Here is a 12,041-nt window from a genome sequence, read left to right on the forward strand (position 1 = left end):
GGTCGCGCTTTGGATCTCTGTGGGCTCGAGCCTGTTCGTGAATACATTCTGTCTTTCAACCTTGATGCCGCCTGGCACGCAGCATTCGCGAGCAGGCTCGCTCCCACATGGATATTTGGGTTATCTGAGGGGCGAATTCCAGGCATAAAAAAAGCACCCAGAAGGGTGCTTTTTGCGTTTCGCGTAAAGCTTAGCGCTTCAGCGAAGCCGGCAGGTGCGGCTGGATCGCCGTCAGAACTGCCTTGAAGCATTTGGTGTTGCCGGCAACGATGTGGCCTTTTTCAAGGAAGTCGTGACCACCGGTGAAATCGCTCACCAGGCCGCCGGCTTCTTGAATCAGCAGGGCGCCTGCAGCCATGTCCCACTCGGACAGACCCGACTCCCAGAACGCATCGAAACGACCGGCAGCGACATAAGCCAGGTCCAGGCTAGCGGAACCGGCGCGGCGGATGCCGGCAGTCTGGCCAACCAGAGCGCGGAACATGCCCAGGTAGTTGTCGAGATTGTCCATCTGGTCGTCACGGAACGGGAAGCCGGTGCCCAGCAGAGCGCCGTCGAGGCTGGTGCGACCGCTGACGCGCAGACGACGACCGTTCAGTTGAGCACCGCGACCACGACTGGCGGTGAATTCTTCCTGGCGAACCGGGTCCAGAACCACTGCGTGTTCCAGGCGGCCACGGTACTTACAGGCAATGCTGACAGCGAAGTGAGGAATGCCGCGCAGGAAGTTGGTGGTGCCGTCCAGTGGATCGATGATCCACAGGTATTCTTCGCCTTCGATGCCGGTGCCGGCGTGCAGGCCAGTCTCTTCACCCTGGATCGAGTGATTCGGGTAAGCCTTGCGCAGGGCATCGATGATTTTCTGTTCAGCGGCGCGATCGACCTCGGATACATAATCCTTGGCGTCTTTTTCGTCGACCTTGATGGTATCCAGGCGCTCGATGGAGCGGAAGATCAGTTCACTGGCGCTGCGGGCGGCGCGCAGCGCGATATTCAGCATGGGCTGCATGGATGTGTCACCTAAGGTTGTTAAAGAAAGCCGCGCATTCTATCAGAACTTTTCTTCAGGTGAAGGTCGCTGTTCGCTTTCGTAGCTTAACGGTAGGCTGTTCTGTAAGATTTGCACCCCTTTCCTGTGTCCGAGAGCGCCTCCCTTGCTGCAGAACATTCGTGTCGTCCTGGTCAATACCAGCCACCCCGGCAACATCGGCGGGGCCGCGCGCGCCATGAAAAACATGGGTCTGTCGCGATTGGTGCTGGTCGAACCGCGCCTGTTTCCGCACCACGAGGCCGATGCTCGCGCCTCCGGTGCCGGTGACATCCTGGAAAATGCACAAGTCGTCGCCACTCTTGAAGACGCTTTGATCGGCTGCAATCTGGTGCTCGGCACCAGCGCCCGCGACCGCCGTATCCCTTGGCCCCTGCTGGATCCGCGCGAATGCGGTACCAAAGTGGTCGAGGAAGCCGGGCAGGGCGCCGAGATTGCGCTGGTGTTCGGCCGTGAAGATTCCGGCCTGACCAATGAAGAGCTGCAGCGATGTCACTTCCACGTGCACATCCCCTCCGATCCGGAGTTCAGCTCGCTGAATCTCGGCGCGGCGGTGCAGGTGTTGAGTTACGAAGTGCGCATGGCCTGGTTGGCCGCACAAGGTCAGCCGAGCAAGATCGAGAAAGAAGAAGTGGCCTCGGTGAAAAGCGCCGAGCTGGCGACCATGGATGAGCTGGAGCGATTCTATGAGCATCTGGAGCAGACGCTGGTCGCCATCGAATTCCTCGATCCGGAAAAACCACGGCACTTGATGGCGCGCCTGCGCCGGTTGTACGGACGCAGCTCGGTCAGCCGGGCGGAAATGAATATTTTGCGTGGCATCCTCACGGAAACCCAAAAAGCGGCCCGTGGTGAGCTTCTAAAGCGGAAGGACTAAAAGATGTTTGAGCGTTTGCGAGAAGATATACAGAGCGTATTTCATCGAGACCCGGCGGCGCGTAACGCTTTTGAAGTCCTGACCTGCTACCCCGGCATGCATGCGATCTGGATCCATCGATTGGCTGGCATGCTGTGGCGTAACGAACTGAAATGGCTGGCGCGGCTGGTGTCGAACTTCGGTCGCTGGCTGACCGGGATCGAGATTCATCCGGGGGCCAAGGTCGGTCGACGCTTCTTTATCGATCACGGCATGGGCATCGTCATCGGTGAGACTGCCGAAATCGGCGACGACGTGACCATTTATCAGGGTGTAACCCTAGGCGGCACCAGCTGGAACAAAGGCAAGCGCCACCCGACGCTGGGTGACGGTGTTGTTGTGGGCGCGGGCGCCAAGGTGCTCGGCCCGTTCACGGTCGGCGCCGGTGCCAAAGTCGGCTCCAACGCCGTGGTCACCAAAGAAGTGCCGCCGGGCGCCACTGTTGTAGGCATTCCGGGGCGCATCATCGTTAAGTCTGATGAAGAGCAGGACGCCAAGCGCAAGGCGATGGCCGAGAAGATCGGTTTCGATGCCTACGGTGTCAGCGAAGACATGCCCGACCCGGTGGCGCGCGCCATCGGTCAGTTGCTCGATCACCTGCAAGCGGTGGACGGGCGTCTGGAGGGGATGTGCGGAGCGCTGAAGGATCTGGGCAGCAATTACTGTGCGAAAGATCTGCCTGAGCTGCGTGAAGAAGACTTCGCTTGCGTGAAGGACAAGGATCAGAGCCAGGCCAGTTAAACCGCGGCGCTTTCTTCCCGAGCAGGCTCGCTCTCACACAGGATTGCATTCCAATGTGGGAGCGAGCCTGCTCGCGAAGAACGATAGCGCGGTTCCGCTGGCTGCATGCCGCCAGGCTTTGCTATGATACGCGCGCTCTTTTGCGGGTAATCCTGACTAAAGTACTAGGTCTTAAAGTTGACTTAAATACTCGGGAATTGCATACTCGCCCCATTCTGAACTCCGTGGTAACTGTCCATGCGACTGACTACAAAAGGCCGATACGCCGTGACCGCCATGCTTGACCTGGCGTTACACGCGCAGCACGGGCCCGTGTCCCTGGCCGATATCTCCGAGCGCCAAGGCATTTCCCTGTCCTACCTCGAACAGCTGTTCGCCAAGCTGCGCCGCAGCAACCTGGTTTCCAGTGTTCGCGGCCCGGGTGGTGGCTACCAACTGTCCCGCGACATGCAGGGCATCCAGGTCGCCCAGGTGATCGATGCGGTTAACGAATCGGTTGATGCCACCAAGTGCCAGGGCCAGGGCGATTGCCATTCCGGCGACACGTGCCTGACCCATCATCTGTGGTGTGATTTGAGCCTGCAGATTCACGAATTTCTAAGTGGTATCAGCTTGGCTGATCTTGTGACTCGCCGTGAGGTGCAAGAAGTAGCCCAGCGTCAGGACCAGCGCCGTTGCAACAGCAAGGCGCCACGCCTGGACAAGATTGAAGCGTCCGCCGTCGAATGACAGCCGAAGAGCTAGCGGTACGCCAGCCCTGATTTAGGAGATAGTCCATGAAATTGCCGATTTACCTTGATTACTCTGCGACCACCCCGGTCGATCCGCGCGTTGCGCAAAAAATGAGTGAATGCCTGCTGGTCGACGGAAACTTCGGTAACCCGGCGTCCCGTTCCCACGTGTTCGGCTGGAAAGCTGAAGAGTCCGTCGAAAACGCCCGTCGTCAGGTGGCCGATCTGGTCAATGCCGACCCGCGCGAAATCGTCTGGACCTCCGGTGCCACTGAGTCCGACAACCTGGCAATCAAGGGTGCGGCGCATTTCTATGGCTCCAAGGGCAAGCACCTGATCACCTCGAAGATTGAGCACAAGGCTGTCCTCGACACCATGCGCCAACTGGAGCGTGAAGGTTTCGAAGTGACTTACCTCGAGCCGACCGAAGATGGCCTGATCACTCCGGCCATGATTGAAGCTGCATTGCGCGAAGACACCATCCTGGTCTCCGTGATGCACGTGAACAATGAAATCGGCACCGTCAACGACATCGCCGCGATCGGCGAAATGCTCCGCGCCAAGGGCATTCTGTTCCACGTTGACGCCGCTCAGTCCACTGGCAAGGTCGAAATCGACCTGCAGAAGCTGAAAGTCGACATGATGTCGTTCTCCGCCCACAAGACCTACGGCCCTAAAGGCATCGGCGCGCTGTACGTCAGCCGCAAGCCGCGTGTGCGCATCGAAGCGACCATGCACGGCGGCGGTCACGAGCGTGGCATGCGTTCCGGTACTCTGGCGACCCACCAGATCGTCGGCATGGGTGAAGCGTTCCGCGTTGCCAAAGAAGACATGGCTGCTGAAAACGTCCGCATCAAAGCCTTGAGCGACCGTTTCTACAAGCAGGTCGAGCATCTCGAAGAGCTGTACGTCAACGGCAGCCTGACCGCCCGCGTTCCGCACAACCTGAACCTGAGCTTCAACTACGTTGAAGGCGAGTCGCTGATCATGGCGCTTAAGGATCTGGCGGTATCGTCCGGTTCGGCGTGCACCTCGGCGTCGCTGGAGCCTTCGTACGTACTGCGCGCCTTGGGCCGCAACGACGAACTGGCGCACAGCTCGATCCGCTTCACCTTCGGCCGTTTCACCACCGAAGAAGAAATCGACTACGCCGCGCAGAAAGTCTGCGAGGCCGTTACCAAGCTGCGCGCTTTGTCGCCGCTGTGGGACATGTACAAAGACGGCGTCGATATCTCGAAAATCGAGTGGGCGGCACACTAAATATAGAAGCCGCCGGATACAGATCCTGTAGCGACGCGGCGGTTAACGCAGCGCAGTTGCAGGGTCTCAAGAGCGGCCCTGATGAGTGAGGATTAAGAATCATGGCTTACAGCGAAAAGGTCATCGACCACTACGAAAACCCGCGCAACGTCGGCAAGATGAACGCGGAAGATCCTGACGTCGGCACCGGCATGGTCGGCGCTCCGGCGTGCGGCGACGTGATGCGTTTGCAAATCAAGGTCAACGACGCTGGCATCATCGAAGATGCCAAGTTCAAGACCTACGGCTGCGGTTCGGCTATCGCTTCCAGCTCCCTCGCCACCGAGTGGATGAAGGGCAAGACCCTGGACGAAGCAGAAACCATCAAGAACACTCAGCTGGCCGAAGAATTGGCCCTGCCGCCAGTGAAAATTCACTGCTCGGTACTGGCTGAAGACGCTATCAAAGCGGCTGTTCGCGATTACAAGCAGAAGAAAGGCTTGATCTGACTTTCTGGATTTGGCGACGAGTAAGGAGTCACCGATGGCTATCAGCATGACAGAAGCGGCTGCTCGACACGTGCGGCGCTCCCTCGACGGGCGCGGCAAAGGTGAAGGGATTCGTCTGGGTGTTCGCACCACAGGCTGTTCCGGCCTTGCCTACGTGCTGGAGTTTGTCGACGAGGTGGTTGCAGAGGATCAGGTGTTCGAAAGTCACGGCGAAAAAGTGATCATCGACCCGAAAAGCCTCGCCTACCTGGACGGCACCGAGCTCGATTTCGTCAAGGAAGGGTTGAACGAAGGCTTCAAGTTCAACAACCCCAACGTACGCGGTGAGTGTGGCTGCGGCGAAAGCTTCAACATCTGAGGCTTGTCGTGGGTATTCCTTGTCATTTCGCTTTATTCGAGCTGCAACCGGGTTTCCGTCTGGATCTCGAGCAGTTGGCCACGCGCTATCGTGAGTTGGCGCGCGGCGTTCATCCTGATCGCTTTGCCGACGCTTCCGAGCGTGAGCAGCGGTCGGCACTCGAGCAGTCTGCACGGCTCAACGACGCCTATCAGACGCTCAAGAGTCCGGCCCAGCGCGCACGCTACCTGCTGACCATCAGCGGGCATGAAGTGCCGATGGAAGTCACTGTCCATGATCCCGAGTTTCTTCTGCAGCAGATGCAATGGCGCGAAGAGCTCGAAGACCTTCAGGACAGTGCCGATCTGGACGGCGTCGCGGTGTTCAAGCGGCGCTTGAAAGTGGCTCAGGAAGAACTCAATGAAAGCTTCGCAGCCTGTTGGGATGATGCGGCGCAACGCGAACAGGCCGAACGCCTGATGCGGCGCATGCAGTTCCTCGACAAGCTCACCTACGAAGTGCGCCAGTTAGAAGAGCGCCTCGACGATTAACCCAGTGCCGCTCCGGTCGCACGCCTGATATACAGATAAGTCCTGATCACGATGGCCCTACTGCAGATCGCCGAACCCGGCCAAAGTCCTCAACCGCACCAGCGTCGTCTGGCTGTGGGGATCGACTTGGGCACTACCAATTCGCTGGTCGCTGCGTTGCGCAGTGGTCTTTCCGAACCGTTGGCCGACGCAAGCGGGCAGGTCATCCTGCCGTCCGCTGTGCGTTATCACGCCGATCACGTCGAAGTCGGCGAGTCGGCCAAGCTGGCCGCCGCTTCCGATCCTTTGAACACCGTGCTGTCGGTCAAGCGCTTGATGGGTCGTGGTCTGTCCGACGTCAAGCAATTGGGCGAGCAACTGCCATACCGCTTTGTCGGTGGCGAATCGCACATGCCGTTCATCGACACCGTGCAAGGCCCGAAAAGCCCGGTTGAAGTCTCCGCCGATATCCTCAAGGTTTTGCGTCAGCGCGCTGAAGCGACCTTGGGTGGCGAACTGGTAGGCGCGGTGATCACCGTTCCTGCTTACTTCGATGATGCTCAGCGCCAAGCCACCAAGGACGCGGCGAAACTCGCCGGTCTGAACGTGCTGCGTCTGCTCAATGAACCGACTGCGGCCGCTGTGGCCTACGGTCTGGATCAACACGCTGAAGGCCTGGTCGCGATTTATGACCTGGGCGGCGGTACTTTCGATATTTCCATTCTGCGTCTGACTGGCGGTGTTTTCGAAGTCTTGGCCACTGGCGGCGACAGCGCGCTGGGCGGCGACGATTTTGATCACGCGATTGCCGGCTGGATCATCGAGAGCGCGGGCCTGTCCGCCGATCTCGATCCGGGCGCTCAACGCAATCTGCTGCAAACCGCTTGCGCGGCCAAAGAAGCGCTGACCGATGCGGCTAGCGTTGAAGTGGTCTATGGCAACTGGAAAGCGCCGCTGACCCGCGAAGCTTTTGACGCGCTGATCGAGCCAATGGTCGCGCGCAGCCTCAAAGCCTGCCGTCGCGCCGTTCGCGACTCCGGCATCGAGCTGGACGACGTACACGCGGTGGTCATGGTCGGCGGTTCGACCCGCGTTCCGCGTGTTCGCGAAGCCGTTGCCGAAGCCTTTGGTCGTCAGCCGCTGACTGAAATCGATCCGGATCAAGTGGTGGCCATCGGTGCCGCGATCCAGGCCGATACCCTGGCTGGCAACAAGCGCGATGGCGGTGAACTGCTGCTGCTCGACGTGATCCCGCTGTCTCTGGGGCTGGAAACCATGGGCGGCCTGATGGAGAAGGTGATTCCGCGCAACACCACCATCCCCGTCGCGCGCGCTCAGGATTTCACCACTTATAAAGACGGCCAGTCGGCCATGGCGATCCACGTGCTGCAAGGTGAGCGCGAGCTGATCAGTGACTGCCGCTCGCTGGCGCGCTTCGAATTGCGTGGCATTCCAGCGATGGTGGCCGGCGCAGCGAAAATTCGCGTGACCTTCCAGGTCGATGCCGACGGTCTGCTCAGCGTTGCCGCCCGTGAGTTGGGTTCGGGCGTTGAGGCGAGCATCCAGGTCAAACCGTCCTACGGTCTGACCGACGGCGAAATCGCCAAAATGCTCAAGGATTCGTTCCAGCACGCCAATGACGACAAAGTCGCCCGCGTTCTGCGCGAGCAGCAAGTCGATGCCCAGCGCCTGATCGAAGCGGTGCAGGGCGCCCTGGAGGTTGATGGCGAGCGTTTGCTCGACGCCGAAGAGCGCATGGTCATCGACCTGCAGTTGCAGGAACTGGCTGAACTGATGAAAGGTACCGATGGTTACGCCATCGAGCAGCAGACCAAGCGTCTGTCGCAAGTGACCGATGCTTTTGCTGCCCGCCGCATGGATCTGACGGTCAAAGCCGCTCTGTCGGGGCGCAATCTGAATGAAATCGAGGATATCTGATGCCGCAGGTCATTTTTCTGCCCCACGAGAAGTTCTGCCCTGAAGGCATGGTGGTCGAGGCTGCGCCCGGCACATCGATTCTCGAACTGGCCCACGAACACCACATCGAGATGGAAAGCGCCTGCGGCGGCGTCTGCGCTTGCACCACCTGCCATTGCATCATCCGCGAGGGTTTCGACTCGATGGAAGAGGCTGACGAGCTGGAAGAAGACTTCCTCGATCGCGCCTGGGGTCTTGAAGCGCAATCGCGTCTGGCTTGCCAGGCTATCGTTGGTGAAGAAGACATCACCGTCGAAATTCCGAAATATTCGCTTAACCATGCGGCTGAAGCGCCGCACTGACTGGTAAGACTGTCATGAGCTACGGTTGGAATGATGTTCAACGTATTGCAGAAGAACTGGCCGAGGCCCATGCCGGCGTCGATCCATATTCTGTAGGTTTTGTCCGTTTGCAGCAGATGATCCTTGATCTGCCTGACTTCGATGGCACTTCTGGCCGTGTCGGCGAGAAGGTGCTGGAAGCGGTTCAGGAGCTCTGGGCCAAAGAATTGGACTGATCGTCTCGCAGGTTAGGCAATACCCAAGAACCCGCGTATAATTCGCGGGTTTAATTTTTCGCAAATTACCGTTTCTGGAGTTACACCATGGCTGTTCAACGCACTTTCTCCATCATCAAGCCTGACGCTGTTGCAAAAAACGTCATCGGCGAAATCACCACTCGTTTCGAAAAAGCCGGCCTGCGCGTTGTAGCTTCGAAACTGAAGCAACTGTCCAAAGCTGAAGCTGAAGGCTTCTACGCTGAGCACAGCGCTCGTGGTTTCTTCGGCGACCTGGTTGCTTTCATGATCTCCGGTCCTGTTGTTGTTCAGGTTCTGGAAGGCGAAAACGCTATCGCTCTGAACCGTGAGCTGATGGGCGCTACCAACCCTAAAGAAGCTGCTGCCGGTACCATCCGCGCTGACTTCGCTGATTCCATCGACGCCAACGCTGTTCACGGTTCGGACTCCGAAGCCGCAGCTGCTCGTGAAATCTCGTACTTCTTCGCAGCTACTGAAGTAACCACTCGCTAAGCATTGGCTTAAGAGTGAAGGTGAATCCATGACTACATCGACTGTAAAAACCAACCTGCTGGGTCTGACTCAACAGGAAATGGAAAAATTCTTCGACTCAATCGGGGAGAAGCGTTTCCGTGCCGGTCAGGTAATGAAATGGATTCACCACTTTGGCGTCGATGATTTCGACGCCATGACGAACGTCAGCAAGGCCTTGCGCGACAAGCTCAAGGCGATTGCTGAGGTCCGTGGTCCGGAAGTGGTCAGCGAGGACATCTCCAGCGACGGCACCCGTAAGTGGGTGGTGCGCGTGGCGTCCGGCAGCTGCGTCGAGACCGTTTACATTCCCCAGGGCAAACGCGGCACTCTGTGCGTTTCGTCCCAGGCAGGCTGTGCCCTGGATTGCAGTTTCTGCTCCACCGGCAAGCAAGGCTTCAATAGCAACCTCACCGCCGCCGAAGTCATCGGTCAGGTGTGGATTGCCAACAAATCTTTCGGCAGTGTCCCGGCAACCGTCGACCGTGCCATCACCAACGTGGTGATGATGGGCATGGGTGAGCCGCTGCTGAACTTCGACAACGTCGTCGCTGCCATGCATCTGATGATGGATGACCTCGGCTACGGGATCTCCAAGCGCCGCGTGACCCTGTCCACTTCGGGCGTGGTGCCGATGATCGATGAGCTGGCCAAGCACATCGACGTGTCCCTGGCGTTGTCCCTGCACGCACCCAATGACGCATTGCGTAACCAATTGGTGCCGATCAACAAGAAATATCCGCTTAAGATGCTGCTCGAGTCGTGCCAGCGCTACATGTCCGCCCTTGGCGAGAAACGTGTGCTGACCATCGAGTACACCTTGCTCAAGGACATCAATGACAAGGTTGAGCACGCCGTTGAGATGGTCGAGCTGCTGAAGAACATTCCGTGCAAGATCAACCTGATTCCGTTCAACCCGTTCCCGCACTCCGGGTACGAGCGTCCGAGCAACAACGCGATCCGTCGTTTCCAGGATCAGTTGCATCAGGCCGGTTTCAACGTCACTGTCCGCACCACCCGTGGTGAAGACATCGACGCCGCATGTGGTCAATTGGTAGGGCAGGTGCTGGATCGCACCCGTCGCAGCGAACGTTATATCGCAGTGCGCGAGTTGAGCGCCGACAGCGATCTGGCACAGAACGCCGCGAACACTAACTAAGAGAGGATCTCTATGTCCCTGCGCTTTGCGCTGCTGTTGCTGTTGGCCAGCCTGTGTGCTGGTTGTGTCCTGTCGGGTGACTACAACCCGATGAAGACCAGCAAGGGCCGCGATGAAGCGCGGGCTGCGTACGTGCAGTTGGGGCTGGGATACTTGCAGCAAGGCATGACCGAGCGGGCCAAGGTGCCGCTGAAGAAAGCGCTGGATCTCGACGATTCGGACCCTGACGCCAATGCTGCGCTAGGCCTGGTGTTTCAGGCAGAAATGGAGCCGAAACTGGCTGACGAGCATTTCCGCAAGGCTTTGTCCTCGCGGCCCGCCGATGCCCGTATCCTCAATAACTACGGCAGTTTTCTCTACGAAGAACAGCGTTATAAAGAAGCCTACGAGCGTTTTGAACAGGCCGCCGCCGATACCCTGTATCCTGAGCGCTCGCGTGTGTTCGAGAACCTCGGCATGACCGCTTCCAAGCTTGGCGAGCGTGATCTGGCGCAGCAGCAGCTGGAAAAGGCACTGCGTTTGAACCGCCAACAACCACGCGCGTTGCTGGAAATGGCTGAGTTGTCCTTCGAAGACAGGCATTATGTGCCCGCGCGTGACTATTACGAACGTTTCAGCCTGCTGACCGAACAAAATGCACGTAGTCTATTGCTCGGCGTTCGGCTGGCAAAAGTGTTTGAAGATCGCGACAAGGCCGCCAGTTATGGCCTGCAATTAAAACGACTCTATCCCGGTACGCCGGAATATCAGCAATACCTGTCGGAGCAATGATGAAAGCGGCGCATCCCGAAGTTGTAGCAGCGAATCGCGTTAACCCCGGTGAGACCCTGCGCCAGGCCCGCGAAAGCAATGGCTGGTCGCTGGCCGAAGTGGCCCTCAAGCTCAACCTCACCGTGACCTCCCTGAGCAATCTTGAAGCCGGCGCTTTCGACAAGCTGCCGGGGCATACCTTCGCTCGCGGTTACATTCGCGCTTATGCCAAATTGCTCGGCATGGATCAGACCGTTCTGGTTCAGCAATTCGACCAGTCCACCGGCACCGATTCCCAGGGCAGCAACGTTCACGCTCTCGGCCGTATCGAAGAGCCTGTGCGGGTTTCCCACACCATTTTGCGTATTGTCAGCCTGCTGTTGCTGATCGCGGTCATCGGCGGCGGTTTCGTCTGGTGGCAGGATCAGACCTCGCTGCGCACCAAGGACCTGACGTCGCTGGCACCTGAACACGTTGAAGTCGAAGGCGCTGACGGTACGACCCAGATCCACCCGATCGACGAGCCGGAAGATCAGGCTGTCGAGGAAAATCAGGCCGATACTTCAACGACGCTGGCATTGCCTCAGTCTGAAACCACGGCTGAATCCACCGGCGCAGAAGCGGCCACCACGCCGACCGGACCGGTTGCGCCGGCTGCAACGCCTACCGCCCCGGTTCATACGCCAGCGCCGGTTGTCGCTACCCCGGTGACCCCGGCACCAAACGTTCCGGCGACTCCAGCACCGACCACCACTGCGCCAGTAGCGGCTGCGACCGCTGCGCCAACCGCAGAAGCGGCTGCTCCGGTGGCTGGTGATGGTCAGGTACAACTGCAGTTCAGCGCCGATTGCTGGGCACAAGTGACCGATGGCCGTGGCAAAGTGATTTTCAGTGGTCTCAAGCATAAAGGCGACAGCGTCACCGTTTCCGGCAAGCCGCCGCTTAACGTGCGTCTGGGCGTAGCTCGCGCCGCACAGGTCAGCTACAACGGCCAACCGGTCGATATCGCTCCGTTCACCAGTGGCGAGACTGCTCGCCTGAAGTTGGGTCAATAAG

15 protein-coding genes are annotated in these 12,041 nt (G+C 58.8%); 14 read left to right on the forward strand and 1 reads right to left on the reverse strand.

Annotated features, from left to right (window positions below; all coding sequences use genetic code 11):
* Positions 1 to 190 precede the first annotated feature (190 nt).
* Positions 191 to 1,009: a type III secretion system regulator SuhB gene (gene suhB, locus ACQ4OE_RS13560; RefSeq protein ID WP_016773320.1), complete on the reverse strand. Its 819-nt coding sequence runs from the start codon at positions 1,007 to 1,009 to the stop codon at positions 191 to 193.
* 145 nt (positions 1,010 to 1,154) lie between these two features.
* Here suhB and trmJ point away from each other — a divergent pair, with 145 nt between their 5' ends.
* From trmJ to ACQ4OE_RS13630, 14 genes are all read left to right on the forward strand, one after another.
* Positions 1,155 to 1,925, forward strand: coding sequence for a tRNA (cytosine(32)/uridine(32)-2'-O)-methyltransferase TrmJ (trmJ, locus tag ACQ4OE_RS13565; protein ID WP_430946922.1), 771 nt, complete (start codon positions 1,155 to 1,157; stop codon positions 1,923 to 1,925).
* Between the two features lie 3 nt (positions 1,926 to 1,928).
* A complete protein-coding gene (gene cysE, locus ACQ4OE_RS13570; RefSeq protein ID WP_026000547.1) occupies positions 1,929 to 2,705 on the forward strand; it encodes a serine O-acetyltransferase in 777 nt (258 codons plus the stop codon).
* 237 nt (positions 2,706 to 2,942) lie between these two features.
* Positions 2,943 to 3,434: a Fe-S cluster assembly transcriptional regulator IscR gene (iscR, locus tag ACQ4OE_RS13575; protein ID WP_003227911.1), complete on the forward strand. Its 492-nt coding sequence runs from the start codon at positions 2,943 to 2,945 to the stop codon at positions 3,432 to 3,434.
* A 47-nt stretch (positions 3,435 to 3,481) separates the two neighbouring features.
* Entirely contained in the window at positions 3,482 to 4,696 is a 1,215-nt protein-coding gene (locus tag ACQ4OE_RS13580; protein WP_008084662.1) for an IscS subfamily cysteine desulfurase, read from the forward strand.
* Positions 4,697 to 4,797: 101 nt separating this feature from the next.
* Positions 4,798 to 5,184 (forward strand): Fe-S cluster assembly scaffold IscU, encoded by a 387-nt coding sequence (gene iscU, locus ACQ4OE_RS13585; protein WP_007916892.1) that lies wholly within the window; start codon positions 4,798 to 4,800, stop codon positions 5,182 to 5,184.
* A gap of 34 nt (positions 5,185 to 5,218) precedes the next feature.
* On the forward strand, positions 5,219 to 5,542 hold the full coding sequence (gene iscA, locus ACQ4OE_RS13590) for an iron-sulfur cluster assembly protein IscA (protein WP_003227904.1): 324 nt from the start codon (positions 5,219 to 5,221) through the stop codon (positions 5,540 to 5,542).
* 8 nt (positions 5,543 to 5,550) lie between these two features.
* The gene (gene hscB, locus ACQ4OE_RS13595) at positions 5,551 to 6,072 is read left to right on the forward strand and encodes a co-chaperone HscB (protein ID WP_007916889.1); all 522 of its coding nucleotides are present in this window, start codon (positions 5,551 to 5,553) and stop codon (positions 6,070 to 6,072) included.
* A 51-nt stretch (positions 6,073 to 6,123) separates the two neighbouring features.
* Entirely contained in the window at positions 6,124 to 7,989 is a 1,866-nt protein-coding gene (gene hscA / locus ACQ4OE_RS13600) for a Fe-S protein assembly chaperone HscA (protein WP_430946923.1), read from the forward strand.
* Positions 7,989 to 8,330, forward strand: coding sequence for an ISC system 2Fe-2S type ferredoxin (gene fdx / locus ACQ4OE_RS13605; protein ID WP_007916885.1), 342 nt, complete (start codon positions 7,989 to 7,991; stop codon positions 8,328 to 8,330). The genes hscA and fdx overlap by 1 nt, the downstream gene beginning before the upstream one ends.
* 14 nt (positions 8,331 to 8,344) lie before the next feature.
* A complete protein-coding gene (gene iscX, locus ACQ4OE_RS13610) occupies positions 8,345 to 8,545 on the forward strand; it encodes a Fe-S cluster assembly protein IscX (protein ID WP_053123533.1) in 201 nt (66 codons plus the stop codon).
* An 87-nt stretch (positions 8,546 to 8,632) separates the two neighbouring features.
* Entirely contained in the window at positions 8,633 to 9,058 is a 426-nt protein-coding gene (gene ndk / locus ACQ4OE_RS13615; RefSeq protein ID WP_007916882.1) for a nucleoside-diphosphate kinase, read from the forward strand.
* Positions 9,059 to 9,086: 28 nt separating this feature from the next.
* Positions 9,087 to 10,235 carry a 23S rRNA (adenine(2503)-C(2))-methyltransferase RlmN gene (gene rlmN, locus ACQ4OE_RS13620; protein ID WP_339432827.1) on the forward strand — a complete coding sequence of 383 codons (1,149 nt, stop codon included), beginning with the start codon at positions 9,087 to 9,089 and terminating at the stop codon, positions 10,233 to 10,235.
* Between the two features lie 12 nt (positions 10,236 to 10,247).
* Positions 10,248 to 11,006: a type IV pilus biogenesis/stability protein PilW gene (pilW, locus tag ACQ4OE_RS13625; RefSeq protein ID WP_430946924.1), complete on the forward strand. Its 759-nt coding sequence runs from the start codon at positions 10,248 to 10,250 to the stop codon at positions 11,004 to 11,006.
* The gene (locus tag ACQ4OE_RS13630; RefSeq protein ID WP_430946925.1) at positions 11,006 to 12,040 is read left to right on the forward strand and encodes a RodZ domain-containing protein; all 1,035 of its coding nucleotides are present in this window, start codon (positions 11,006 to 11,008) and stop codon (positions 12,038 to 12,040) included. Before pilW ends, ACQ4OE_RS13630 begins: the two co-directional genes overlap by 1 nt.
* Position 12,041 lies beyond the last annotated feature (1 nt).

It is taken from the genome of Pseudomonas sp. WC2 (assembly GCF_050586545.1).
In the GTDB taxonomy this organism is placed as follows: domain Bacteria; phylum Pseudomonadota; class Gammaproteobacteria; order Pseudomonadales; family Pseudomonadaceae; genus Aquipseudomonas.